The sequence below is a fragment of the Streptomyces sp. Edi2 genome (genome assembly GCF_040253635.1).
In the GTDB taxonomy this organism is placed as follows: Bacteria; Actinomycetota; Actinomycetes; order Streptomycetales; family Streptomycetaceae; genus Streptomyces.
In genome coordinates this window covers 7,437,682-7,462,436 of sequence record NZ_JBEJGX010000003.1, presented here as the reverse complement: position 1 = coordinate 7,462,436, position 24,755 = coordinate 7,437,682, and the positions used below count along the sequence as shown (strand labels likewise).

The window sequence follows — 24,755 nt, the reverse complement described above, 5'->3', positions numbered from 1 at the left end:
GGACAGCTCTGCTTGGCTGGAAACAGCTAAGACCCCCGGCAACGACACGTCAACACTTTGTTGAAAAGTCGGCGACGCCGAGCCACCGGCCGGGTGACGGGGGCAGCCGCTTCCCCGGGGAGCCGTCCGGCGCCGCCCCGGGCCACCGCGGGCCGCCCCGGGCCGCCCCGGGCCGCCTACGAGCCTTCCACCTGCGCGCTCCCGTCCTTCGCCGCATTCTCGCGATTGAGGTAGTTGTACACGGTGAACCGACTGACCCCGAGGGCGCCGGCGACCGTCTCGACGCCGTGCCGGACCGAGAAGGCCCCGCGGGACTCCAGGATCCGCACCACCGACTGCTTGGTCTTACGGTCCAGCTCCGCGAGCGGCATGCCGTGCCGGCGCTGGAGCTCGGCGAGGATGTGGTCGAGCGAGTCCGACAGATGCGGGAGCCGTACGGCCACCCGTTCCCGCCCCTCCCAGGTCAGCACGACATCGTCACCCTGCGCCTGGTCCGGCGCGATCATCTGTCCGCCCATCGCGTCAACCAGCGGCTTGACCGCCTGGACGAACGGGTGGTCGGCGGGCTCCGTCACGTCGCCTCCCCCGCACCCTGCCCGGCGTCCCGGATCACATTGACCTGCAGGGAGACCCGGGTGGCGCCCGCCTGCAGCGACTCCCGCAGCAGATCGGCCACGGCGCCGAGCACCTGGTCGGCGTCGCCCTCCGCCGTATTGCCGAAGGGGCCGACATCGACGGCGTCCAGCTCGGCGCCCGTGACGACGTCCCGCGCCACCACCGCATGCGCCGGCGCCTCGTCCAGGTCGAACGGTTCCGTCGTGAACTCCACTCTCAATCGCACGCCGCTCAACCTACGCGCGGTGGCGCCCGGCCACCAGAAATTGCCCCGGAGCCCCCTTGACAGCCTTTGAACCCGCCAGGCAGTCTTCCAATAAGCAGAAAAACAGTTCCACTATCCGGAAGGGAGCGCCGGGCCTGATGGGTTTCACGGACACGCGCTTCAACGTCAATCTGTCGATCCTGTTCACCGAGCTTCCCTTGCTGGAGCGGCCGGCGGCCGCGCGGGCAGCGGGCTTCACGGCGGTGGAGCTGTGGTGGCCGTGGGTGGACGCCCCGGTGCCCGAGCAGGCGGAGCTGGCGGCGCTGCGCACCGCGCTGACGGATGCGGGGACGCGGCTGGTGGGGCTGAACTTCTACGCCGGGCAGCTGCCGGGCCCGGACCGCGGAGCCCTGTCGGTCCCGGGCGAGGAGTCGGAGAAGTTCCGGGCGAACGTGCCGGTGGCGGTGGAGTTCGGCCGCTCGCTGGGCTGCACGGCCTTCAACGCCCTGTACGGCAACCGGGTCCCGGGGGTCTCCGCGGCGGAACAGGACGCGCTGGCGCTGGAGAACCTGGCGTTCACCGCGCGGGCGGTCGCGGAGGTGGGCGGGACGGTGCTGATCGAGGCCCTGAACGCACCGGAGTCGCCGAACTGCCCGATCGTCAGCGCACCGAAGGCCATCGAGGTGGTGGACGCGGTGAACGCGGCCACCGGGCTGGACAACACCCGCTTCCTGATGGACCTCTACCACCTGTCGATGAACGGCGAGGACCTGGACGAGGTCATCGACCGCTACACCGACAGGACCGCCCACGTACAGATCGCCGACAACCCCGGCCGCGGTGCCCCCGGCACCGGCGACCTCGACTTCACCGCCCTGCTCGGCCGCCTCGAGAAGGCCGGCTACCAGGGCTGGACCGGCCTGGAGTACAAGCCCGGCGACGGACCGAGCGCGAGCGCCTTCGCCTGGCTCCCCGCCCCGCTGCGCGCGGCCCGCCCCTGACGACTTCCCGCACTGCGAAAACCGTGAAAGAGGCACCCCGATGAGCAACCTGCCCAAGATCGCGTGGATCGGTCTCGGCATCATGGGCTCCCCCATGGCCGAAAACCTGATCAAGGCCGGCTACCAGGTCACCGGCTACACGCTTGAAGCCGACAAGCTCCAGCGCCTCGCGGCGGCCGGCGGCACCGCCGCCGCCTCCCTGGCCGAAGCCGTCACCGACGCCGACGTCATCATCACCATGGTCCCGGCCTCCCCCCAGGTCGAAGCCATCGCCTACGGCCCCGACGGCATCCTGGAAAACGCCCGGCGCGGCGCCCTGCTGATCGACATGTCCTCGATCACCCCGCAGACCTCCATCGACCTGGCACACGCCGCCGCCGACAAGGGCATCCGCGTGCTGGACGCCCCCGTCTCGGGCGGCGAGGCGGGCGCCGTCGAAGCCGTCCTGTCCATCATGACCGGCGGCGACCGGGCCGACTTCGACGCCGCCCGTCCCCTGTTCGAAGCCCTCGGCAAGACCATCGTCCACTGCGGACCCCACGGCGCCGGCCAGACCGTCAAGGCCGCCAACCAGCTGATCGTCGCCATCAACATCCAGGCCTGCGCCGAAGCCGTCGTCTTCCTCGAGAAGTCCGGCGTCGACCTCACCGCGGCCCTCGACGTCCTGGGCGGCGGCCTGGCCGGCTCCACCGTCCTGGCCCGCAAGAAGGACAACTTCAAGGACCGCGACTTCCGCCCCGGCTTCCGCATCGACCTCCACCACAAGGACATGGGCATCGTCACCGACGCCGCCCGCACGGTCGGCGCCGCCCTGCCCGTCGGCACCCTCGTCGCCTCCCTCGTCGCCTCGCTGCGCGCCCAGGGCGACGGCGGCCTCGACCACTCCGCCCTCCTCCGCGGCGTCGAACGGCTCTCCGGGCACGCCACCACGCACTGAGCCCTTGGCGGCACGGACCCGGGCCCCGTGCACGAGTGCGCCCAGGGGGCCTCGTTCCGGCCCCCTCCCACGGGACCTTCAGCAAGTCCCCTCCGGCTTCCGGGCGGCGGCCGCGCCGACACTTGTCCTGTCGCGCCCAGGCGTGACCGCCGCCCGGAACACCCCCGGACACCTCTCAGCTTGTTTCAACAAACTGTTGACGTTTGGTCGTAGCGCTTCTTACGCTCCGACACGCGGAAGCCAACTTCCGCGCTCTCGTACGGAAGGTCACCATGTCGAAGCCCACGCTGACGGCGCGCTTTCTCACTACGGAGGCTGGCGCCCCCGTCGCCGACAACCAGAACTCCGCCACCGCAGGCGCCGGCGGCCCGATCGTCCTCCAGGACCAGCACCTGCTGGAGAAGCTCGCCCGCTTCAACCGCGAGCGCATCCCGGAGCGCGTCGTGCATGCCCGTGGCTCCGGCGCGTACGGCTACTTCGAGGTGACCGACGACGTCACGGGCTTCACCCGCGCGGACTTCCTCAACGCCGTCGGCAAGCGCACCGAGACCTTCATCCGCTTCTCGACCGTCGCCGACAGCCTCGGCGGCCCGGACGCGGCCCGTGACCCGCGTGGCTTCGCCCTGAAGTTCTATACCGAAGAGGGCAATTACGACCTCGTCGGCAACAACACCCCGGTGTTCTTCATCAAGGACCCGATCAAGTTCCCCGACTTCATCCACTCCCAGAAGCGCGACCCCTTCACGGGCAAGCAGGAGCCGGACAACGTCTGGGACTTCTGGGCGCACTCCCCCGAGGCGACCCACCAGGTCACCTGGCTGATGGGCGACCGCGGCATCCCGGCCTCCTACCGCCATATGAACGGCTACGGCTCGCACACCTACCAGTGGACGAACACCGAGGGCGAGGCCTTCTTCGTCAAGTACCACTTCAAGACCAACCAGGGCATCCGCTGCCTGGACGCCGAGCAGGGCGCCGAGCTGTCCGGCAAGGACCCGAACAGCCACCAGACCGATCTGCTGCAGTCCATCGAGCGGGGCGTCTACCCCTCCTGGACGCTGTACGTGCAGATCATGCCGGCGGCCGAGGCGGCGGACTACCGCTTCAACCCGTTCGACCTGACGAAGGTGTGGCCGCACCGCGACTACCCACTGCAGCGGGTGGGCCGCCTGGTCCTGGACCGCAACCCCGACAACGTCTTCGCCGAGGTCGAGCAGTCGGCCTTCTCCCCGAACAACTTCGTGCCCGGCATCGGCCCGTCCCCGGACAAGATGCTCCAGGGGCGGCTCTTCGCCTACGCCGACGCGCACCGCTACCGTCTGGGCGTCAACCACACCCAGCTGCCGGTGAACGCCCCCAAGGCGACCGAGGCCCACAACTACGGCCGGGACGGCCTGATGGCCACCCACCGCTACGACCGGCACGCCAAGAACTACGAGCCGAACTCCTACGGCGGCCCCGTCCAGACGGACCAGGCACTCTCCGCCCCGCTCGCCGTCTCCGGCCACACCGGCACCCACGAGGCCCCGGCGCACACCAAGGACGACGACTTCTTCCAGGCCGGTGAGCTCTACCGCCTCATGTCGAAGGACGAGAAGACCCGTCTGATCGACAACATCGCCGGCGGCCTCTCCCAGGTCAGCCGCGACGACGTGATCGAGAAGAACCTCGCTCACTTCCACGCCGCCGACCCGGATTACGGCGCGCGCGTCGAGGCCAGGGTCCGCGAGCTGCGCGAGGACTGACGGGAGGCCGTCTCCTCGCGCATCCGTCCCGGCCGGCCCGTTTGAGGGGTGGCCGGCCGGTACGGAACGGCAGCGCGAGCTCCGCGGTACACGGGGAGAACCAGTGCGGTGGCCGCGCCCGCCCGGCAGAAGGGGCGGACCTCTCCCCCACCGCGGAGCCCGCCTGCTCCACCTCGCCTCTTCACTCCTCCGCCACCCCACAGACTCCGTCCGGCGGCACGATGTCCTGTCGCGCCCGATCCTCGCGCCGTCGGACGGGAACCACAGCGGGCCCGGAATCCGTACGTCACGGATTCCGGGCCCTGTCTGCGTGGCGCCCGCCCTGCCGGACGGCCCCTGCGCGCCGCGATGCGCTCCCCCCGTGCGCCCGTGGCTCCCCCGTGGCTCACCCCCACCTGCGGCTCTCCTCGCAAATCGCCCCCCTGCGCCGGGTTTTGGAGAGACCATGGGAGCAGCAGCAGATCCGACCTGTCTGCCGCCCGACCTGCCAGGAGCCGACCATGGCCGACAGCGTGCCGGTGCCGTGCCCCACGTGCCGCCGCGAGAACGCCTTCACCCCGCCCACCTTCCCGTGCGCGTGCGGTGCCCCGCTGACCCTGCCCGTGCTGCGCGGCGGGGTGCCCGTCGAGATACTGCACCGCACGTGGCAGGCCTCCTGGGTGGAGGTGCGCTGCGAGGTCTGCGGACGGCAGGACGAGTGGCCGGCGCCGGAGTCCGGCTGCGCCTGCGGCACGGTCGTACGGGTCCCGGTCGCCCCCGCTCCGGTCCAACCACCGCCCAACTTCCCCTCGTTCGGCCCGCCCGTCCCCAGGCGCGCACCGGCTCCCGCCCCCGCTCCCGGGACGCCGCGCCCCGCCCTGCGGCCCGCGTTCCGCCCGGTCACGATCCGTACGGCCCGCGACTGTGTCACCGCCGCCGAGCAGTATCTGAAGTGGCTGGGCTACGCCGATGTCGCCCGGACCCAGGAGCGCACCGCCTCCGGTGTGGACCTCCGCGGTACGGGTGTGGTCGCCCAGGTCGACCCGACCACCCGCGCCACCCAGCTGCGCGAGATCGAGTGCGTCTGGCTCAACGGCCTCAACGCCTCGGCCATCGCGGTCTTCTTCTCCCTCGCCGGCTACGCCCGCGACGCCCGCTCCCGCGCCGACGGCCTGCACATCCCGCTGTTCGTCATGGACCTCACCGGCACCCCGCAGCCGGTCAACGACCCCGCCGACGAACTGATCAAGTACGGCGCGACGGGCCGGTGATGCCCACGGCGGACGGGCCACCGAAATCCGTTCGCCACCCCCGCCCGGACCGGCGACACTGACACCGTGCGCATCCAAGCCCCCTCCCTCGCCGAGCTACCCACCCTGCGCAGCATCGAGAGCGCGGCCGGCACGCCATTCCGCGGACTCGGCATGGCGACGGTCGCGGACGCAGAGCCACCCTCCCTCGCCCAGCTGACGGAGTTGCTGCGCGCGGGCCTGGTACTGGCGGCGTACGAGGAACCGGACGGGGCGGCGGCCACCGGCGGCGCCGGACAGGCACTCGGCTTTCTGCTCTGGAAACCGGTCGATGGCTGCACCCACATCGAGCAGGTATCGGTCCACCCGCAGCACGCCCACCGCCGCATCGGCCGGGCACTGATCGACCGGGCGGAGCGCGAGGGCAGCTCGGCCCCGCTCACCCTGACCACCTTCGCCGAGGTGCCCTGGAACGCGCCGTACTACTCCCGCCTCGGATTCCGGACCCTCACCGATGCCGAACTCACCCCGGGACTGCGGGCAATCCGCGCCCACGAGGCCACACTGGGACTCGACCGCTGGCCGCGGGTGTGCATGAGGCGGGAGGCCGGCGGGGCGGGCAGCGGGGCGTGAACCGGTATGCCGCGGCTCGCCTGCACAATGACGGAATGATCGACGCGAATACTCTGCGGGCCGTCTGTCTGGACTTCAATGGCGCGGTGGAGGAGTTCCCCTTTCCGCGGCACCCGGACGTGTCCACCTTCAAGGTCGGCGGAAAGATCTTCGCGCTCACGACGCTGACGGATGCGCCGCTCACGGTGAGCGTCAAGTGCGAGCCCGAGCTGGCGGAGCGGTTGCGTGCGGCGCATCCCGAGGTGGTGCCCGGCTATCACCTCAACAAGCGGCACTGGAACACCGTTTCCCTGAACGGCGCCCTGCCCGACCGGCTGGTCCTCGACATGATCGAGGACTCCTACGACCTCGTGGTCGCTTCGCTCCCCCGCGCTCAGCGCCTGCTGCTCGACTGGCCGGGTGAGCGGCGGGCCTGAACGGCCGCCCGGCTGCGTCGCCGCGTATGGCGGCACGGCTGGGCCGGTCCTCAACGCCCCAGGCGGGCAGCGCCTGCGGCAGCTGCTGCAACCGCTCAACTGCCAAGCCCTGCAAGCACTGCGGTCACCCCCGAGGCCCGCACGCGGCCACGGCCAAGCAGCTGGTCACCGACCCCGGTGCCGGGACCTGCGGCCTACGCACGAGGCGCCGCCCTGAGTCGCTATTCCGCACAGAGGAATATCCGAACCTGCCGGTATCCGCACCTCACCCGCCTGCCCGGCGGGGCACGACGCGCGTCGCCGTGCCCCGCCGGCCGCCCGGCGCGCGGGTCATGGCGAGACGCGCCCCAGCTCCTCCGCCAGCCGCTCGCGCAGTTCGATCTTGCGGACCTTGCCGCTGACGGTCATCGGGAAGGCGTCGAGGATGTGGAGGTGGCGCGGCACCTTGTAGTGGGCGAGGCGGGAGTGGCAGTAGTGGGCCAACTCGTCCCGGGTGAGCGGGTCTTCGGGGTCGCGGAGGATGACGCAGGCGGCGATCTCCTCGCCGTACTTCGCGTCGGGGACGCCGACGACCTGGACATCGGCGATCTTGGGGTGGGTGTAAAGGAACTCCTCGATCTCGCGCGGGTAGACGTTCTCACCGCCTCGGATGATCATGTCCTTGATGCGGCCGACGATCCGGACGTAACCGTCGTCGTTCATTACCGCGAGGTCGCCGGTGTGCATCCACCGGGCGGCGTCGATGACCTCGGCGGTCCGCTCGGGCTCCTCCCAGTAGCCGAGCATCACGCTGTAGCCGCGGGTGCACAGTTCGCCGGGGGCGCCGCGGGGCACGGTCACGCCGCTCGCCGGGTCGACGACCTTCACCTCGATGTGCGGCAGCACCCGGCCGACGGTCGCGGTGCGGTGTGCGAGGTCGTCGTCGCGGCGGGTCTGGGTGGAGACCGGGGAGGTCTCGGTCATGCCGTAGCAGATGGAGACCTCGGTCATGTGCATCTCGGCGACCACCCGCTTCATCACCTCCTCGGGGCACGGCGAGCCCGCCATGATGCCCGTACGGAGCGAGGTGAGGTCGTAGCCGGCGAAGTCGGGGTGGTTGAGCTCGGCGATGAACATGGTGGGGACGCCGTAGAGGGAGGTGCAGCGCTCGTCCTGGACGGCCTGGAGGGTGGTGGCGGCGTCGAAGGCGGGGCCCGGGATGACGATGCAGGCGCCGTGCGAGGTGGCACCGAGGTTGCCCATGACCATGCCGAAGCAGTGGTAGAAGGGGACCGGCAGACACACCCGGTCCTGTTCGGTGTAGGCGACGGTCTCGCCGACCCAGTAACCGTTGTTGAGGATGTTGTGGTGGGACAGGGTGGCGCCCTTGGGGAAGCCGGTGGTGCCCGAGGTGTACTGGATGTTGACCGGGTCGTCGGCGGCGAGGGTCTTCTCGCACTCGGTGAGCCGGGTGCGGCCGACGGTGGCGCCTGCGGCCAGCAGCCCGTCCCAGGTGGGGTCGCCGATGTAGACCACCTCGCGCAGCGCCGGGCTCCCGGCGCGCACCTCCTCGATCATCCCGCGGTAGTCGCTGGTCTTGTGGTGGGTCGCCGAGACCAGGAGCGAGATGCCGGCCTGTCGCAGCACATACGCCAACTCGTGGACCCGGTAGGCGGGGTTGACGTTGACGAGGACGGCGCCGATCCGCGCGGTGGCGTACTGGACGAGGACCCATTCGGCGCAGTTCGGCGCCCAGATACCGACCCGGTCGCCCTTGCCGACGCCTTTGGCCAGCAGGCCGAGCGCCACCTCGTCAACCGCGCGGCCCAGTTCGGTGTAGGACCACCGGCGGCCGCTCGCCACCTCGACCAGCGCCTCACGGCCGCCGAACCGGGCGATGGTGCGGGCCAGATCGGCCCCGATGGTGTGCCCGAGCAGCGGCTGCTCGGCGACCCCGCTGGCATACGACAGTTCCTGGTGCGGCTCACTCATCGGTGGTTCTCCTTGCGGTCGTCGGCACGGTGCGGCCGGCTCATCGGTGGTTCTCCTCGCGGCACGAGGCACTTCCGTCGCTCTGCGCGGTGGGCTCCCGCGGCCCGTCCCCGGGCCACATGGGGCGGAAGCGTCGTGTCCGGTCTCGTGGCCGGTCTCGCGTCCGGCTCCGTGTCCGGGGACGGTTGTCAGTTGACCCCCCGGTCGAGACCTGACCAGTACGGGCGGCGGAGCTTGAACTTCTGGATTTTGCCGGTGGCCGTGCGGGGGATCGCGTCGCGGAATTCGACGGAGGTCGGGGCCTTGTAGCCGGCCAAGTGGCGCTTGCAGTGGGCGATGATGTCGGACTCGTCGGCCGTCGCGCCTTCGGCGAGGACCACCAGGGCCTTGATCGTCTCGCCCCACTTCTCGTGCGGCACGCCGATCACGGCGACCTCGGCGACCGCCGGGTGGCTGAAGATCGTGTCCTCCACCTCGATCGACGACACGTTCTCGCCGCCGGTGATGATGACGTCCTTCTTCCGGTCGGAGATGGTGAGGTGGCCGTCGGCGGGGTCCAGGGTGCCGCCGTCGCCGGTGCGGAACCAGTCGTCCGCAAGCGCCGCCGACGTCTCCTCCGGCTTGTCCCAGTACCCGTCGAGCACGGTATTCGAGCGGGCCAGGACCTCGCCGGAGTCGGAGATCTTCAGCTTGACCCCGAGCGCGGGCAGACCCGCACGGGACAGCTTGCGGGCCCGCTCCGCGGCGGGAAGGTCCGCGTCGCCGGGCCGGGTCCGGTTGAAGGTCAGGAGTGGCGACGTCTCGGTGAGGCCGTAGATCTGGGTGAACTCCCAGCCCAGTTCCTCGCCCATGCGCGCGATCGTCGCGCTCGGCGGCGGCGCCCCCGCGCAGACCACGCGTACGCGGTCGCGCCCCGGGATCTCGCCGGGCCAGGTTGCGGCAGCGTTGAGGACGGCATTCCACACAGCGGGCGCACCGCACATGAGGGTGACGCCGTGCTCCTCGACCCGCCGCAGGATCTCCGTGCCGTCGACCTTGCGCAGCACCACTTGTTTGACGCCGAGTCCGGCCATCACATACGGCATCCCCCAGCCGTTGCAGTGGAACATCGGCAGCGTGTGCATATAGACGTCGCGCTCCCACACGCGGGTGTGCAGGGCGAAGGTCAGGCCGTTGACCCAGATATTGCGGTGGGTGAGCTGCACGCCCTTGGGGCGGGCGGTGGTGCCCGACGTGTAGTTGATCGTCGCGGTGGCGTCCTCGTCCGGGTGCGACCACGGGCGCGGGTCCACGCCGAACCGCATCAGTTCGGACTCGGTCTGCTCGCCCAGCACGAAGCGGTGCGGAGCGTCGAGGCCGGCCAGTGCCTCCTCCAGCTCCGGGTCGATGAGCACGACCGAGGCCCCGCTCTGCCGGACGACGTAGTCGACCTCTTCACGCGTGAGGCGGAAGTTCACCGGGACACAGATGCGGCCGCTCATCGGCACCGCGAACAGCAGCTCCAGCAGGCGGGTGGAGTTGTGGCTGACCACCGCCACCCGCTCGCCCTCACCGATCCCGAGGGCATCCAGGCCCGCCTGCCAGGCACGGACCCGTTCGGCGAACCGCCCGTACGTCGATACGGGTACCGGCGGGGCGGGCTGCTGCGGTTCGTCGACCACGCCCGGGCTCTCGCGGAAGCCCAGGTCCGCGCGGTCAAGGAAATCCGCGATCGTCATCGGTGTCCGCATGTTTTCTCCTGTGTTCGGAGGGATCCGGTACAAACACGCCTGGAAGGGGAAAGCGGGGTCGGCTGTCGCCCGGCGACAGTCGTTGTGCCGCGGCAACGGCACGCTGAGCAGCAGACTCCGCGACGGCGATGTCAAGCAGTCAGCTGCAAGGGAAAGGTAATGCCTCCTGATTCGGACGCCTCCTCATTGCCGCACGGCTCCCTGCCATCGTGTAATCAGTGGCGCAGGTCTCACCACCCCCGAACGGGGGGAAGCGGAGGTATCGGCGTGCAGCTCGAGTCGGTGGCGGGCGATGCGGTGGACGTACGGGCGGCGCTGTCGCGGCTGCGGCGGGCGAGCGGGCTGCCGGTGGCGTTCGGCGGACTGCTGGCCGGCACGGGGCGCTATCGCATCAATGAGCTGGCCGGTACGGAGACCTCGGTGCTGCGCGGCCTGGACATCCTGCAGGGCAACGGGCTGGGCGGGAAGGCCGTGGCGCTGTCCCGGCCGTTCGCGGTGACCGATTACAGCGTCTCGGCGGTGATCAGCCATGAGTACGACGCGGCGGTGGCCGCGGAGGGGCTGCGGTCGGTGCTCGCGGTGCCGGTGATCGTCCGGCGCCGGGTGCGCGGGGTGCTGTACGGGGCACTGCGCCGCCCGGTCCGGCTGGGCGACCGGCCGCTGTCGGCGGCCGTGGAGGCGGCGCGGGAGCTGGAGCAGGCGCTGGTGCTGCAGGACGAGGCGGCGCGGCTGCTGTCGCTGGCCCGGCAGCCGACCGCCGCCGATCCGGCGATGCGGGAGGAGGTACGGGAGGCGCACGGTGAGCTGCGGGCGCTGGCGCAGCGCATCGCCGATCCGCTGCTGCGGCAGGAGATGCTGGCGGCGTGCGGCCGGCTCGCGAAGGCCTCGTCACAGCGGCCCGAGGCGGACGAGGGTGCGGGCCCGGCGCTCTCGCCGCGCGAGGTGGACGTGCTGGCCTGCGTGGCGTCGGGGGCGACGAATGTGGTGGTGGCGGAGCGGCTGGGGCTGCGCCCGGAGACGGTCAAGAGCTATCTCCGGTCCGGTATGCGGAAGTTGGGCGCGCACACCCGGCTGCAGGCGGTGATCGCGGCGCGGCGGGCGGGGGCGCTTCCGTAGGGGGCCCGTAGGGGGGCAGGCGCTCCCGTAGGGGCCGTAAGGGGCGGGGTACCTCCCGTAAGGGCCGGGCACTCCCCTAAGGGGCCGGGCGCTCCCGTACGAGGCGTGGGGCGGCTCCGTACGGGGCACAGGCCGGCCCTCCCCCGTGAAGGCCTGCCCGCTGCACGTCAGGTGCTCGTCGGGAACTCCGCGGCTACTTGTCGGCGGTCAGCGTCCCCGCCGCGCCCCAGCTGTCGGTGGGGACTTCCTGGATCCAGACCTGCACGGTCTCGGCGGGGATCCGGTACGCGTCCACGAACGCGTCGGTGATCTGGCGGACCAGCTCCCGCTTCAGCTCGACGCTGCGCGGACCCTGCTGGACGGTGACGATCGGCATGACGGAACTCCTGTGTCGGATGAGGCTGTTGAGAGGCAGAAACGCAGGGGACTCCCCCGTGTCCCGCGGCCGGGCTCCCGGGTTCTCCGCGGGTTTGCGGTGGTTGACCGGCGTGCCCTCAGTCCATCGCGAACGGGCCGTGCGACCAAGAAGCGGACCGCGCACCCAGCGATCACCGATCGCGATCGGACCCCGCGCCGCCGTCCGTCACCGCGCAGGCCCGCAGCAGCTGCGCCAGCCCGGCGGGCGGGTCGGTACGGCGCACCGCGAGCGAGGTGGTGAGCTCCATGCCCGGGGTGCGGAACGGCAGGAAGGCGACCCTGGGGGTGCTCAGCCGGGCGGCGTGCGAGGCGTAGACGACGGTCCACAGCCCGTCGCTCGCACCGGCGGCGCCGATCGCGGTCAGGGTGTCGTCCAGCGAGCCGTAGACGGGCCCCGGGGCCGGGGTGAAGCCGGCGCCGTGGCAGACGTCGACGACCAGATCGACCAGGGCTCGGTTGTTGCGGCGCGCGGTCAGCACCAGCGGGACGGACGCGAGCGCGGCGAGCGCGACGGTGCCCGGTGAGGCGGCCAGCGGGTGACGGGCCGGGACGACCGCCACCAGCGGGTCCTGCCACAGCGGCACGAAGCGCAGGCCGTCCCGCCCGTGCTCCTCCGGCTCACCGCGGAGGAAAGCGGCGTCCAGTGCGCCGGACGCCACCCGGCCGAGCCGTTCCCGGGCCGGCGCGGCCACCAGCTCCACCCGGATCTCCGGGGCCAGCCCTGCCAGCGTCTCCAGTACGCGGTCCAGATGGGCGCCCAGGCCGGTACTCGTTCCCACCCGCAGGGTGGCGGCGCGACCGGCGGTCAGCTCGGCGACGACGGCACGGGCGCGCTGCTCGGCGGCGAGCAGGGCCCGCGCCTCCGGAAGGAACCGCTCGCCGACGGCGGTCAGCCGCACCTGGCGCGCCGACCGGTCGAACAGCTCGGTCTGCAACTCCCGCTCCAGCCTCCTGATCTGCTGGCTCACCGCCGACTGCACGATGTGCAGCTTCTCCGCTGCCCGCCCGAAATGCAGCTCCTGCGCGACCATGACGAAGTACCGCACCTGCCGCAGCTCCACGCCTCCCCCCTTTCCGGCCCGCTCCCCAAGCCCGGCCGCATCCGCCCCGTTCCGGCACTCCCCCGGGGATCAGTTCCGTTACCGGCCCATTCCAGTGCCGACCGTTCCACTGCCGCCCCCCGTTCCACTGCCGGTCCGCTCCGTTGCCGGTCCGTTCCGTTGCCGATCAATTTTCCGTTGCCGGCCGGCCCGCGTCCCGGACATCATCCCTCCATGATCGACGCCACCGCACTCTCCGAGAAACCGGTGCTCACGGGCGACCGGATCCGTCTCACGCCGCTGTCGATGCGCCATGCGGCCGGCTTTCACGCCTCCGCCGTCGACCCGGAGACCCGTCGGCTGACCGGCACCCACCACGACTTCACGCTGAAGGAGATGGAGGCGTGGTGCGCCGGCCGGGCCGGCTGTACGGACCGGCTGGACCTCGCCGTGGAGGACCGGGAATCGGGCGCCTTCCTGGGCGAACTCGCGCTGAACGACATCGATGCGCCGAACGCCCGGGGCAGCTTCCGGATCGCCCTGGTCGCGGGCGCCACCGGCCGCGGCATCGGCAGCGAGGCGATCCGGCTGCTGCTGGACTACGCCTTCGACCGGGTGGGCCTGCACCGCGTCCAGCTGGAGGTCTACGACTACAACCCACGGGCCCGGCGGGCGTACGAGAAGTGCGGCTTCGAGGTGGAGGGCCGGATGCGGGAGGCGCTGTTCTGGGACGGCGCGTGGCACGACGTGTTCGTGATGGCCGCGCTGCGGACGCGGCGGGCCGAAGGCACGGGCTCAGGGCACGGACTGAGGGCACGGAGCGAGTGCGCGTACTGAGGGGTATCGGCTGAGGGGTACCAGCTGAGGGCGGGCGCGCGGGCAGCCCCGGGCCGGGCGCGGTCGGCGTGCCCGGCCCCCGCCCGTGTGCCCGTCGCTCAGTGATTCTCGCCGGTGAAGGGCAGCCACTCGGTCTCCAGGGCGGCGTCCAGGCGGCGGACCGCACCCGGGGTGTGCTCGGTGGCCAGTCCGGCGTGAACGAAGTGCCGCAGCGGGGTGCCCCCGAGGTAGCAGGACCCCAACTCCCGTACGTCCAGGGAGATATCGGGCGCCTCCGTGGCGGGTTCCCAGGTGGCGCCGCCGCCGGGCCCGGCGGTCAGCCGGAAGCGGCCCGCGTTGGCCGGCAGGGCGGTGTCCCGCAGGTCGACGACGAGGTCGACGGGGGCCGCCCAGGAGCGGGCGGTCAGCGCGGCGCGGACGTCCACCAGCCGGAGCCACAGGCTGCTTTCCTGACCGGTGACGCGGACCTGGTCGCGGTCGGCTGCCAGGTACAGGAGCGGGTCGTCGGCGGGACGTCCCTGGACCTCCATGGTCGTGGTGAGGTCGATCGAGACGAGGTAGGACCACAGGGCGGCGGCGGCCGGTCCGGATTCCGCTTCGAGTTCGCCGACACGGACCGCGCCGGAGCGGCCCTCGCCCGAGGCGCGGGTGCGGTAGACCGCATAGCCGCCGGGCTCCTCGCCGGGGGCGCCGAGCACCACGACGCGCGCCGCTCCGAACCCTTCCTGACCGGCGTCCATACCGGCGCCGTCGAGGTCCAGCGCTCCGTTGCGCCACCAGCTCCGGTCGCGGGTGAAGCGGCCGGCCCGCTGCGGCAGGGTCGCGTCGTAGCGCGGGGCGAGCAGCGCGGGCGCCTCGGCGGGGTCGATCAGCCGCAGCGGGCGGCTGTCCGGGGCGAGGCGCAGCGCCAGCGGGCGGGACGTGTCGATCTCGATGCCGTACACCTCGGTGGCGGCGCCGAAGCCGTAGCGGCCGTAGATGGCACTCTCGGACGGCCACAGGCAGGCCACCGGCCGCCCGTCGGCGGCGCAGCGGCTCCAGAGCGCGTCCATCATCGAGGTGAGGATGCCGCGGCGCCGGTGCGTAGGGAGTACGGAGACGAAGTCCACTGCCGCACAGGGGAGTTGACCGCCCGGAACGGAGAGGGTGCGGCGATGGGCCCCGGCCAGACCGGCCAGTTGTCCGCCGTCGTACGCGCCGAACCGGAGGCCGTCCCGCAGCAGATCCCGGTGGAAGTTCCGGGTCCGGTCACCGGGCTTCAGGTGGAAGACGGAGTAGCACAGGTCCAGGGCCGGGTCGAGATCGGCTTCGGCGAGGTCCCGGATGTCCGTGGTGGCGTGGGCGGCGGCGTCGGTGGTCACCCGGGGGACGCTAACGCGGTGCGCCGGGAGCGTCATCCGGTTATGTGCCGCGGCGGCACGCGTCACGTCTTGCGGCGGCAGCGCGTCACGTCCAGCGGCGACAGCACGTCACGTCCAGCGGCTGAGGCAGCGGGCCCTTCACGGCCCCACCTCACCACCGGAGGGCGCCACCCGTGACGGCGCCCTCCGCCGGCCGTCGGGCCCCACGCCCTCAGGCCACCGACCCGATCCGCCCCACCGGACGGGCCGTGTCGTGGTGGATGGGGGTGTGCGCGCCGGTCAGCGGTGCGCCGGTGCCGCCGCGGCGGTTGGCGACGATCTCGGCGGCGATGGACAGCGCGGTCTCCTCGGGGGTGCGGGCGCCGAGGTCGAGGCCTATGGGCGAGCGCAGCCGGTTGAGTTCGAGTTCGGTCAGGCCGGTGTCGCGCAGCCGCTGCAGGCGGTCCAGGTGGGTGCGGCGGGAGCCCATCGCGCCGACGTAGGCGACCGGGAGCTTGAGCGCCCGCTCCAGCAGCGGTACGTCGAACTTGGCGTCGTGGGTCAGCACGCACAGCACCGTGCGGGGGTCGAGGTCCTGGGAGTCCAGGTAGCGGTGCGGCCAGTCGACAACGATCTCGTCGGCGTCCGGGAAGCGGGTGCGGGTGGCGAAGACGGGGCGGGCGTCGCAGACCGTGACGTGGTAGTTGAGGAACTTGCCGACCTTGACCAGTGCGGCGGCGAAGTCGATGGCACCGAAGACGATCATGCGGGGCGCGGGGACGGAGGATTCGACGAGGAGGAGGACGGGCCTGCCGCACTGCTCTCCACTCGGCTGCTCCCCGCCCGGCTGCCCTGCGCCTTCGCGCTGCTCCCCGCCCGGCTGCCCCGGGCCTTCGCCCCGGGCGCCGTCCTCGGTCGCCGTGCCCGCCCCGATCTCGATGGTCGTGGTGCGCCCGGCGTCCAGCAGGGCGCGGGTGAGGGCGGTCGCGGTGCGGTCGAGGGCGGGGTGGCCGCCGAGGGTGCCGGTGTGGCTGCCGTCGGGGCGGACCAGCAGGGCACGGCCGCGGAGCTCGGCGGGACCGTCGATGATCCGGGCGAGGGCCGCCGCCTCCCCGGTGGCGGCGGCGGCCAGCCCGGTGGCGAGCGTCCGGGCGGTGCCGTCCACCGGCTCGCCCGGCGCGTGGCCGCCCGCCGACTCGCCCGGCGCGAGGCCGCCGACCGGCTCCCCCGGCACGTGGCCGCCCGCCGGGCTCCGGACGCCCGTGCGTACCGGCTGGACGAGGATGTCGATGACTCCGCCGCAGGTCAGGCCCACGGCGAAGGCATCCTCGTCGCTGTAGCCGAAGCGCTCCAGGACCGGCTCGCCGGTCTGCAGCGCCTCCTGGCACAGTGCGTACACCGCCCCCTCCACGCATCCGCCGGAGACCGACCCGATCGCCGTGCCGTCACTGTCGACGGCCAGGGCGGCTCCGGGGCGGCGGGGCGCGCTGCCGTGGGTGGCCACCACGGTGGCCACCGCGAAGTCGCGTCCCTGCTTGACCCACCGGTGCAGCTCTTCGGCGATGTCCAGCATGTCGGTCTCCTTACGGACGGGGGGAGAGGGCGGGCGGTTACTTGACGCCCAGCCACTGCTCGATCGGATGGAGCGAGAAGTAGAGGACGAAGATCGCGGTCAGCACCCACATGAAGCCGCCGACCTCGCGCCATTTGCCCTGTGCCGCCTTAATGGCAACGTAGGCGATGACGCCCGCGCCCACACCTGCGGTGATGCTGTAGGTGAACGGCATCAGGACCACGGTCAGGAAGACCGGGATGGACACCGAGCGGTCGCGCCAGTCCACGTGGCCGGCGGCGCTCATCATCATCGAGCCGATGACGACCAGGGCGGCCGAGGCGACCTGGGCCGGTACGAGCTGGGTGACCGGGGTGAAGAACAGGCAGGCCGCGAAGAGCAGGCCGGTGACCACGGACGACAGGCCGGTGCGGGCTCCCTCGCCGACACCGCTCGCCGATTCGATGAATACCGTCTGGCCGGAGGCTCCGGCCACCCCGCCGATCGCCCCGCCCGCGCCGTCCACGAACAGCGCCTTGGACAGGCCCGGCATCCGGCCCTTGTCGTCGGCCAGCCCGGCCTCGGTACCGACGCCGATGATGGTGGCCATGGCGTCGAAGAAACCGGCCAGCACCAGGGTGAAGACGATCATGCCGACGCTGAGCGCGCCGATCGAGCCCCAGCCGCCGAATTCGACATGGCCGAAGAGGCCGAAGTCGGGCATCGCGACCGCGCCGCCGCCCAGCTGCGGCGGCGTACCGCCCCAGTCCTTGGCCGTGAGGCCGCCGATCCTGGTCACAGCGATGGACAGCACGCTGCCGGCCACGATGCCGATGAGGATCGCGCCGGACACCTTGCGGGCCTGCAGCATGAAGATCAGCAGCAGGGTGACGCAGAAGAACAGCACCGGCCAGCCGGACAGCTGCCCGTTGAGGCCGAGGGTGACGGGGCCGCCCTCGCCCTTGCCCACGAAACCGGCCTTCACCAGCCCCAGCAGGGCGACGAAGGTACCGATGCCCATGGTGATGGCGTGCTTGAGCGCCAGCGGGATGGCGTTCATGATCATCTCGCGGAGGCCGGTGACCACCAGGAGGCAGATCACCACGCCGTAGACCACACACATGCCCATTGCCTGTGGCCAGGTCATGTGCGGGACGACCTGCGCGGTCAGCGCGGCGGAGACGTTCAGGCCGGCCGCCAGGGCCAGCGGTACCTTGCCGATGAAGCCCATCAGCAGCGTGGAGAGGGCCGCGGCCAGCGCGGTCGCGGTGACCACTCCCGCATGCGCGAGGGTGTTCTTCTCCACGTCCGGGGTCGACAGGATCAGCGGGTTGAGCAGGAGGATGTAGCACATCGCCATGAAGGTGGTGATGCCGCCGCGCACCTCTTGCGCAAGCGTCGATCCTCTGTCGGAGATGTGGAAGTACCGGTCGAGCCAGGACCGGCCGGCGGGCTGGCACGAGCCGGCGCCCGCGTCTTCCGCCGTGGTCCTCGGCTCGGTGGACTGCTGGGTCATGGTGCCTTACTCCCAAGGTTCACAGGGGCACTCGCCGCGAGGTGCGAGATTTGGGATGGATTCCGGCTGCACGACCCGGGGGACGGCCCGAGGCGAACGGGGGGTACTGGCTCCGCCGGAGCGGAGCAGCGACTGCGTGGTGCGTGGTGCGTGGTGCGTGGTGGGACTCCGGGCGGTGCTCGGCGGAGGACGGACAGGGACCCCCCTGACACCCACCGCCCGGAGACCGGCGTCCGGGGTCGCCCCCGGACGGCTCTCTACGTGCCGGTGAGGTGTTCGGGCCGCACCGGCGTCTTGTTGAGCTCCAGCCCGGTCGCGTTCCGGATCGCCGCGAGGACGGCCGGGGTGGACGACAGGGTGGGGGCCTCACCGATGCCACGCAGCCCGTACGGCGCGTGCTCGTCGGCGAGTTCGAGCACATCGACCGGGATGGTCGGGGTGTCGAGAATCGTGGGGATCAGGTAGTCCGTGAAGGAGGGGTTGCGCACCTTCGCGGTCTTGGGGTCGACGATGATCTCCTCCATGACCGCCACGCCCAGCCCCTGGGTGGTCCCGCCCTGGATCTGGCCGACCACGGACAGCGGGTTGAGCGCCTTGCCGACGTCCTGGGCGCAGGCCAGCTCGATGACCTTGACCAGGCCGAGTCCGGTGTCCACCTCGACGACCGCGCGGTGGGCCGCGAAGGAGTACTGGACGTGGCCGTTGCCCTGGCCGGTGTGCAGGTCGAAGGGCTCGGTCGGGCGGTGCCGCCACTCCAGCTCCAGGTCGACCGCCTCGTCCTCCAGGACGTCCGCCAGGTTGGCCAGCACCTCACCGCCGTCGGTGACGACCTTGCCGCCCTCCAGCAGGAGTTCGGCGGTCGCCCACGCCGGGTGGTAGGTGCCGAACTTGCGCCGGCCGATGTCGAGGACCTGCTCGCGGACGTGCTCACAGGTGTTCTTGACCGCGCCGCCGGTGACATAGGTCTGGCGGGAGGCGGACGTCGAACCGGCCGAGCCGACCCGGGTGTCGGCCGGCTGGATGGTGACCTGCTGGACCCCCAGCTCCGTACGGGCGATCTGGGCATGGACGGTGACACCGCCCTGGCCGACCTCCGCCATCGCGGTGTGGACGGTGGCGACCGGCACCCCGCCGACGACCTCCATCCGCACCCGGGCGGTGGAGTAGTCGTCGAAGCCCTCGGAGAAGCCGACGTTCTTGATGCCGACGGCGTAGCCGATGCCGCGGACCACGTCCTCGCCGTGGGTGGTGTTGGACAGCCCGCCGGGCAGCGCCCGGACATCGGCGCCCGCCCCGGCCGTCAGCCACTGCTGCTCCGGCGGGAGCGGCATCGCCTTGACGCGGCGCAGGAGTTCGGCGACCGGGGCCGGGGAGTCGACGGGCTGGCCCGTGGGCATGATCGTGCCCTGCTCCATGGCGTTGAGCTGCCGGAACTCGACCGGGTCCATGCCCAGCTTCTTGGCGACCTTGTCCATCTGCGCCTCGTAGGCGAAGCAGGCCTGGACGGCGCCGAAGCCGCGCATCGCGCCGCAGGGCGGGTTGTTGGAGTACAGCGCGATGGCCTCGATGTCGACGTCGTCGACCACGTACGGGCCCACGGCGAGCGAGGAGGCGTTGCCGACGACGGCCGGGGAGGCGGAGGCATAGGCGCCGCCGTCCAGCACGATGCGGCACTTGAGGTGGGTGAGCTTGCCGTCCTTGGTGGCGCCGTGCTCGTACCAGAGCTTCGCCGGGTGCCGGTGGACGTGTCCGAAGAAGGACTCGAACCGGTTGTAGACGATCTTGACGGGCTTGCCGGTGCGCAGCGCCAGGAGGCAGGCGTGGATCTGCATCGACAGGTCCTCGCGGCCGCCGAACGCGCCGCCGACGCCGGAGAGCGTCATCCGCACCTTCTCCGGCGGCAGGCCGAGGACGGGGGCGATCTGGCGCAGGTCGGAGTGCAGCCACTGGGTCGCGACGTACAGATCGACGCCGCCGTCCTCGCCGGGCACCGCGAGGCCGGACTCCGGGCCGAGGAAGGCCTGGTCCTGCATGCCGAAGACGTACTCGCCGGAGACGATGACGTCGGCCTTCTCGGCGGCCTCGGCGGCGTTGCCGCGGACGATCGGCTGGCGGTGGACGATGTTCGGGTGCGGGACATGGCCCACGTGGTGGTCGTCGCGGTTCTCGTGGACCAGCGGGGCGCCCTCGGCGGTGGCGGAGGCCTCGTCGGTGACGACCGGCAGCTCGGCGTAGTCGATCTTGATTTTGGCGGCGGCGCGGCGCGCGGTCTCCGGATGGTCGGCGGCGACCAGCGCGACCGGCTCCCCGTGGTGGCGTACCTTGCCGTGCGCGAGCACCGGCGTGTCCTGGATCTCCAGGCCGTAGTTCTTCACGTCGGTGGGCAGGTCGTCGTAGGTCAGGACGGCGTAGACCCCGGAGGTCGCCAGCGCCTCGGACGTGTCGATCGACCTGATCTCGGCGTGCGCCGTGGTGGAACGCAGGGTGTAGCCCCACAGCATGTCCTCGTGCCACATGTCCGAGGAGTAGGCGAACTCGCCGGTCACCTTGAGGGTGCCGTCGGGCCGCAGCGTGGACTCACCGATGCCGGCCTTGGTCTGGCCGCCCTGGGTGAGGCTCGTGGGCGTGCGGCCCGGAGCCGTCGCGAGGCGGGTCTCCTTACCTGCCATGGCGATCAGGCCCCCTGTCCGGCGGTCCGGTGCTCGCCGCGGGCGGCCGCCAGCCGGACCGCGTCGAGGATCTTCTCGTAGCCCGTGCAGCGGCACAGGTTGCCCGACAGCGCCTCACGGATATCGGCGTCCGACGGGGAGTCGTTGCGCTCCAGCAGCTCATCGGCGGCGACCAGCAGGCCCGGGGTGCAGAAGCCGCACTGGACCGCGCCGGCGTCGATGAACGCCTGCTGGATCGGGGAGAGTTCAGCCCCCTCGCCGGTCTGCGAATCCGCCGGACGGGCCTGCCACCGCTGGGCCTCGTCGATGCTCGTACCGCAGGCGCCGGAGGCACAGCCGCCGCTCTCGGCGCGCTGCCTGGCGAAGTCCGCCAGGCCCTCGACGGTCACCACCTCGCGGCCCTCGGCCTGGCCTGCGGCGACCAGGCAGGAGCACACCGGCACACCGTCCAGACGGACCGTGCAGGACCCGCATTCGCCCTGCTCACAGGCGTTCTTGGAGCCCGGCAGGCCCATCCGCTCACGGAGGACGTACAGCAGGCTCTCGCCTTCCCAGACGTCGTCGGCTTCCTGCCGGCGGCCGTTGACGGTGAATGTCACGCGCACTGTGCGCTCCTCTCCTTGCCCCGGTAGGACTCCCAGGTCCAGCCGAGGGTGCGGCGCGCCATGATGCCGACCGCATGGCGTCGGTACTTGGCGCTGCCGCGCACATCGTCGATCGGGTTGCAGGCGCCGGAGGCGAGCTGCGCGAACTGCTTGGCGAGGGACGGCGGGAGGGGCCCGCCCGACTCCCAGAAGCCGCCCTCCTCCAGCGCCGCGGCGAGGAAGTCCTCGGCCGCACGGGCCCGTACGGGGGTGGGTGCGGCGGAGCCGATGCCGGTGCGCACCGTGCGGGTCTCGGGGTGCAGCGCGATACCGAAGGCGCAGACCGCGATGACCATGGCGTTGCGGGTGCCGACCTTGGAGAACTGCTGCGGGCCGTCCGCCTTGGGCAGATGCACCGAACGGATCAGCTCGTCGGGCTCCATGGCGTTGCGCTTGACCCCGGTGTAGAAGTCGTCGATCGGGATCATGCGGCGGCCGCGCACGGATTCCACCTCGACCTCGCAGCCGGCCGCGAGCAGCGCGGGGTGCGCGTCGCCTGCCGGGGAGGCGGTGCCGAGGTTGCCGCCGACGCCGCCGCGGTTGCGGATCTGCGGGGAGGCCACCGTGTGCGAGGCCAGGGCCAGGCCCGGGAGTTCGGCCCGCAGGTTCTCCATGATCTGCGTGTACGGGACGGAGGCACCCAGGCGTACGGTCTTCTCGCCGACCTCCCACTCGTTCAGGTCACCGATGCGGTTCAGGTCGAGCAGGTACTCGGGGCGGCGGTGGTCGAAATTGATCTCGACCATCACGTCCGTGCCGCCCGCGATGGGCACAGCGGTAGGGTGCTCGGCCTTGGCGGCGAGCGCCTCCTCCCAGCTGGCGGGGCGAAGGAAGTCCATCGTTGGCCTCTTCTACGAATTCTACGAAATCGGGTCGTTCGCTACTCATGGTGAGGACGCTGCGCCGGCATCGCCACGGAGTCGTTCATTCATGTCTTGTTCATGGAGATGGCTTCAGTGAACGCGCCCGGGGCCCACCCGGTGCAGTCACCGAAACCATGAAGCGGTTGGCTGGCCACACCACATGTCTTGTAGATTCGAACGAAAGACGAGGCTCGGAAACCTCGCGGCATTCCACCGGCAACACCCAGACAGCAAAGAACGGCGGGCGAGGTCATGCGGCTCCGCGCACTCCTGGACACCCACACCCTTGGCCTCCGGCTGCTCGGGGGCGAGGAAGAGCTGGACCGCACGGTACGCGGCGTGATGACCACCGACCTGCGCGACCCCAGCCGCTACCTCTCCGGCGGCGAACTGGTGCTGACGGGCCTGGCGTGGCGCCGTGAACCGGAGGACTCCGAACGATTCGTGCGCATCCTGGCCACCGCGGGAGTCGCCGGGCTCGCGGCGGGCGAGGCGGAACTCGGCTCGGTCCCCGACGACCTCGTACAGGCCTGCCTCCGCCACCGGCTGCCGCTGTTCTCCGTCGTCGAGGACGTCTCGTTCGCCTCCATCACCGAGCATGTCGTCCGCCAGGTCTCCAGCGAACGGGCCGGCGATCTGGCGGCCGTGGTGGACCGCCACCGGCGGCTGATGACGTCGGGCCCCACGGGCGGCGGCCCCGAGGTGGTCCTGGACCTGCTCGGCTCCGACCTGGATCTGCGGGCCTGGGTGCTCTCCCCCACGGGCCGGCAGATCGCGGGCTCCACGCTGGCGGACTCCGGGCCCGAACTCTCCGGTGAACTGGCCGCCCGGCTCGCGGGCGAGCATCTGGCGGCGGCCCGTTCCGGCCGCCGGGGCCCGCACCGCGTCACGGTCGAGAGCGCCGCGACAGGGGCTGCGGACGAGGTCCGGGGGAAGCCCGGTGAGGGACGGCGTCCCGGCGACGGGCCGGCCAGCTCCACCTTCTCCCTCTTCCCGATCCGCCACGAGGGCCGTGATCTGCGCCGGACGCTGCTGAGCGACTGGCTGCTGGCCGTCGAGGCGGACGCCGGAGACTGGTCCGAAGAACGCCTTGACCTGCTGCACGGGGTCACCCAGCTGATCGTCGTGGAACGCGACCGGCGCGACGCCGCCCGTACGGTGCGCCGCCGGCTCGCCCAGGAGGTGCTGGAGCTCGTCCAGACCGGTGCACCGCCCGCCGAAATCGCGGCCCGGCTGCGGGTGGCGGCCCCGGTGCTGCTGCCCGGCCTGGGCGCCGCACCGCACTGGCAGATCGTGGTGGCCAGGGTCGAGTGGGAGGACGGCGAGGTGCCCGGCGGTCCGGTGGCGCAGAGCCTGCTGGAGGAAATGCTGGTCGACCCCGGCACCTTCGGCCCGGAGCCCTCCGACCGCATCGCGGTGGCACACACCGGCGACGAGGCGGTGGCACTGGTGCCGCTGCCCGTCCCGGACGAGCCCGGTGCCGCCTCGGCGGCCGGTCTGCACGCCGGTGAGCTGCTGTCCGCCGTCCGGCAGCCGCTCGGCCGCGGTCTGGCGGACGACGGGCGGCTGACGGTCGGGGTGAGCGCCGCGGTCCACTCCGCCGAGGGGCTGCGCGGCGCCCTGGAGGAGGCCCGGCACGCCCGCAGGGTCGCCGCGGCCCGCCCGGGCCGGGTCTGCGCCGCCGGGCACGAGGAGCTGGCCTCGCACGTCCTGCTACTGCCCTTCGTGCCGGACGACGTCCGACGGGCCTTCACCGCCCGCCTCCTGGACCCGCTGCGCGACTACGACCGCAAGCACCGCGCCGAGCTGATCCCCACCCTGGAGGCGTTCTTGGACTGCGACGGCTCCTGGACCCGCTGCGCCAGCCGCCTCCACCTGCACGTCAACACCCTCCGCTACCGGGTGGGCCGCATCGAGCAGCTGACCGGCCGCGATCTGGCCCGCCTGGAGGACAAGCTCGACTTCTTCCTGGCGCTGCGGATGAGCTGAGGGCGCGGTCCGGCGTCACGGTGTCGTCTCGCGTCGCGGTGTCGTCCCGCGTCACGGTGTCCGTCTCGCGTCGCGGTGTCTCGTGAAGCGCCTGCCGCCGCCCGCAGCCTGATCGGGGCCCGCCGCTCGCACCGGCAGGGCCCGATTACGCCATTCGGGGTAACTCGATCGGGCGGCATCGCGCGGCACGTCGTGGTGCCCCGGGCCTGCCACACGGTGCGGCGATGTGCCCGATCAGGGCCGCGCGGGAGGCCCGGACCGCCCGCCCGGGGATTGTGAATTCATTCACC

The 24,755-nt window shown here is 71.8% G+C and carries 21 protein-coding genes; 9 read left to right on the top strand and 12 right to left on the bottom strand.

The genetic code is table 11. From position 1 onward, the window contains the following. Positions 1 to 176: 176 nt before the first annotated feature. Together ABR737_RS36030 and ABR737_RS36025 are read right to left on the bottom strand one after the other, a co-directional pair. A complete protein-coding gene (locus tag ABR737_RS36030) occupies positions 177 to 575 on the bottom strand; it encodes a helix-turn-helix domain-containing protein (RefSeq protein ID WP_350255315.1) in 399 nt (132 codons plus the stop codon). Next, complete coding sequence (locus ABR737_RS36025; RefSeq protein ID WP_350255313.1) at positions 572 to 841, bottom strand: YkoF family thiamine-binding protein; 270 nt, start codon at positions 839 to 841, stop codon at positions 572 to 574. The genes ABR737_RS36030 and ABR737_RS36025 overlap by 4 nt, the downstream gene beginning before the upstream one ends. A gap of 137 nt (positions 842 to 978) precedes the next feature. On the opposite strand from ABR737_RS36025, the gene ABR737_RS36020 reads away from it, so the two are divergent. The 6 genes from ABR737_RS36020 (at position 979) to ABR737_RS35995 (ending at position 6,781) form a co-directional block, all read left to right on the top strand. Beyond that, complete coding sequence (locus ABR737_RS36020) at positions 979 to 1,821, top strand: TIM barrel protein (RefSeq protein WP_350255312.1); 843 nt, start codon at positions 979 to 981, stop codon at positions 1,819 to 1,821. A gap of 40 nt (positions 1,822 to 1,861) precedes the next feature. Beyond that, complete coding sequence (locus tag ABR737_RS36015) at positions 1,862 to 2,758, top strand: 2-hydroxy-3-oxopropionate reductase (protein WP_350255310.1); 897 nt, start codon at positions 1,862 to 1,864, stop codon at positions 2,756 to 2,758. A 287-nt stretch (positions 2,759 to 3,045) separates the two neighbouring features. Continuing rightward, positions 3,046 to 4,503 (top strand): catalase, encoded by a 1,458-nt coding sequence (locus tag ABR737_RS36010; protein WP_350257057.1) that lies wholly within the window; start codon positions 3,046 to 3,048, stop codon positions 4,501 to 4,503. A gap of 500 nt (positions 4,504 to 5,003) precedes the next feature. Then, entirely contained in the window at positions 5,004 to 5,753 is a 750-nt protein-coding gene (locus ABR737_RS36005) for a hypothetical protein (protein WP_350255309.1), read from the top strand. Between the two features lie 66 nt (positions 5,754 to 5,819). Next, positions 5,820 to 6,365: a GNAT family N-acetyltransferase gene (locus ABR737_RS36000; RefSeq protein WP_350255308.1), complete on the top strand. Its 546-nt coding sequence runs from the start codon at positions 5,820 to 5,822 to the stop codon at positions 6,363 to 6,365. Between the two features lie 35 nt (positions 6,366 to 6,400). Beyond that, complete coding sequence (locus ABR737_RS35995; protein WP_350255306.1) at positions 6,401 to 6,781, top strand: MmcQ/YjbR family DNA-binding protein; 381 nt, start codon at positions 6,401 to 6,403, stop codon at positions 6,779 to 6,781. A gap of 330 nt (positions 6,782 to 7,111) precedes the next feature. Here ABR737_RS35995 and ABR737_RS35990 read toward each other — a convergent pair whose 3' ends face one another. Both ABR737_RS35990 and ABR737_RS35985 read right to left on the bottom strand, forming a co-directional pair. Next, positions 7,112 to 8,752 (bottom strand): AMP-binding protein, encoded by a 1,641-nt coding sequence (locus tag ABR737_RS35990; RefSeq protein ID WP_350255304.1) that lies wholly within the window; start codon positions 8,750 to 8,752, stop codon positions 7,112 to 7,114. Between the two features lie 188 nt (positions 8,753 to 8,940). Beyond that, entirely contained in the window at positions 8,941 to 10,482 is a 1,542-nt protein-coding gene (locus tag ABR737_RS35985) for an AMP-binding protein (RefSeq protein ID WP_350255302.1), read from the bottom strand. 267 nt (positions 10,483 to 10,749) lie between these two features. Between ABR737_RS35985 and ABR737_RS35980 the strand changes: the two genes are divergently transcribed. Further along, positions 10,750 to 11,598: a helix-turn-helix transcriptional regulator gene (locus ABR737_RS35980; RefSeq protein ID WP_350255301.1), complete on the top strand. Its 849-nt coding sequence runs from the start codon at positions 10,750 to 10,752 to the stop codon at positions 11,596 to 11,598. Between the two features lie 193 nt (positions 11,599 to 11,791). Here the strand turns inward: ABR737_RS35980 and dmpI are convergent, their stop codons facing one another. Continuing rightward, entirely contained in the window at positions 11,792 to 11,995 is a 204-nt protein-coding gene (gene dmpI / locus ABR737_RS35975) for a 4-oxalocrotonate tautomerase DmpI (protein ID WP_350257056.1), read from the bottom strand. Between the two features lie 151 nt (positions 11,996 to 12,146). After that, a complete protein-coding gene (locus tag ABR737_RS35970) occupies positions 12,147 to 13,076 on the bottom strand; it encodes a LysR family transcriptional regulator (RefSeq protein WP_350255299.1) in 930 nt (309 codons plus the stop codon). A gap of 213 nt (positions 13,077 to 13,289) precedes the next feature. On the opposite strand from ABR737_RS35970, the gene ABR737_RS35965 reads away from it, so the two are divergent. After that, on the top strand, positions 13,290 to 13,892 hold the full coding sequence (locus tag ABR737_RS35965) for a GNAT family N-acetyltransferase (protein ID WP_350255298.1): 603 nt from the start codon (positions 13,290 to 13,292) through the stop codon (positions 13,890 to 13,892). Positions 13,893 to 13,990: 98 nt separating this feature from the next. On the opposite strand, the gene ABR737_RS35960 is transcribed toward ABR737_RS35965, so the two are convergent. The 6 genes from ABR737_RS35960 to ABR737_RS35935 form a co-directional block, all read right to left on the bottom strand. Next, positions 13,991 to 15,253 carry a GNAT family N-acetyltransferase gene (locus tag ABR737_RS35960; protein WP_350255296.1) on the bottom strand — a complete coding sequence of 421 codons (1,263 nt, stop codon included), beginning with the start codon at positions 15,251 to 15,253 and terminating at the stop codon, positions 13,991 to 13,993. 211 nt (positions 15,254 to 15,464) lie between these two features. Further along, positions 15,465 to 16,805: an XdhC family protein gene (locus tag ABR737_RS35955; protein ID WP_350255295.1), complete on the bottom strand. Its 1,341-nt coding sequence runs from the start codon at positions 16,803 to 16,805 to the stop codon at positions 15,465 to 15,467. Between the two features lie 37 nt (positions 16,806 to 16,842). Then, on the bottom strand, positions 16,843 to 18,300 hold the full coding sequence (locus ABR737_RS35950) for an NCS2 family permease (protein WP_350255293.1): 1,458 nt from the start codon (positions 18,298 to 18,300) through the stop codon (positions 16,843 to 16,845). Between the two features lie 257 nt (positions 18,301 to 18,557). Continuing rightward, complete coding sequence (locus ABR737_RS35945) at positions 18,558 to 20,969, bottom strand: xanthine dehydrogenase family protein molybdopterin-binding subunit (RefSeq protein ID WP_350255291.1); 2,412 nt, start codon at positions 20,967 to 20,969, stop codon at positions 18,558 to 18,560. Positions 20,970 to 20,974: 5 nt separating this feature from the next. Next, positions 20,975 to 21,574 (bottom strand): (2Fe-2S)-binding protein, encoded by a 600-nt coding sequence (locus ABR737_RS35940; protein ID WP_350255289.1) that lies wholly within the window; start codon positions 21,572 to 21,574, stop codon positions 20,975 to 20,977. Next, positions 21,565 to 22,452: an FAD binding domain-containing protein gene (locus ABR737_RS35935; RefSeq protein WP_350255287.1), complete on the bottom strand. Its 888-nt coding sequence runs from the start codon at positions 22,450 to 22,452 to the stop codon at positions 21,565 to 21,567. Before ABR737_RS35935 ends, ABR737_RS35940 begins: the two co-directional genes overlap by 10 nt. 276 nt (positions 22,453 to 22,728) lie before the next feature. On the opposite strand from ABR737_RS35935, the gene ABR737_RS35930 reads away from it, so the two are divergent. Next, positions 22,729 to 24,465 (top strand): PucR family transcriptional regulator, encoded by a 1,737-nt coding sequence (locus ABR737_RS35930; protein ID WP_350255286.1) that lies wholly within the window; start codon positions 22,729 to 22,731, stop codon positions 24,463 to 24,465. The last annotated feature ends 290 nt before the right edge of the window (positions 24,466 to 24,755 follow it).

What these genes read in the sequence shown, in the direction of transcription:
- ABR737_RS35950 (WP_350255293.1), bottom strand. Translation starts at nt 18,300, where the DNA reads ATGACCCAGCAGTCCACCGAGCCGAGGACCACGGCGGAAGACGCGGGC.
- ABR737_RS36005 (WP_350255309.1), top strand. Translation starts at nt 5,004, where the DNA reads ATGGCCGACAGCGTGCCGGTGCCGTGCCCCACGTGCCGCCGCGAGAAC.
- ABR737_RS35935 (WP_350255287.1), bottom strand. Translation starts at nt 22,452, where the DNA reads ATGGACTTCCTTCGCCCCGCCAGCTGGGAGGAGGCGCTCGCCGCCAAG.
- ABR737_RS35995 (WP_350255306.1), top strand. Translation starts at nt 6,401, where the DNA reads ATGATCGACGCGAATACTCTGCGGGCCGTCTGTCTGGACTTCAATGGC.
- ABR737_RS36015 (WP_350255310.1), top strand. Translation starts at nt 1,862, where the DNA reads ATGAGCAACCTGCCCAAGATCGCGTGGATCGGTCTCGGCATCATGGGC.
- ABR737_RS35990 (WP_350255304.1), bottom strand. Translation starts at nt 8,752, where the DNA reads ATGAGTGAGCCGCACCAGGAACTGTCGTATGCCAGCGGGGTCGCCGAG.
- ABR737_RS36020 (WP_350255312.1), top strand. Translation starts at nt 979, where the DNA reads ATGGGTTTCACGGACACGCGCTTCAACGTCAATCTGTCGATCCTGTTC.
- ABR737_RS35930 (WP_350255286.1), top strand. Translation starts at nt 22,729, where the DNA reads ATGCGGCTCCGCGCACTCCTGGACACCCACACCCTTGGCCTCCGGCTG.
- ABR737_RS35955 (WP_350255295.1), bottom strand. Translation starts at nt 16,805, where the DNA reads ATGCTGGACATCGCCGAAGAGCTGCACCGGTGGGTCAAGCAGGGACGC.
- ABR737_RS35985 (WP_350255302.1), bottom strand. Translation starts at nt 10,482, where the DNA reads ATGCGGACACCGATGACGATCGCGGATTTCCTTGACCGCGCGGACCTG.
- ABR737_RS35965 (WP_350255298.1), top strand. Translation starts at nt 13,290, where the DNA reads ATGATCGACGCCACCGCACTCTCCGAGAAACCGGTGCTCACGGGCGAC.
- ABR737_RS35945 (WP_350255291.1), bottom strand. Translation starts at nt 20,969, where the DNA reads ATGGCAGGTAAGGAGACCCGCCTCGCGACGGCTCCGGGCCGCACGCCC.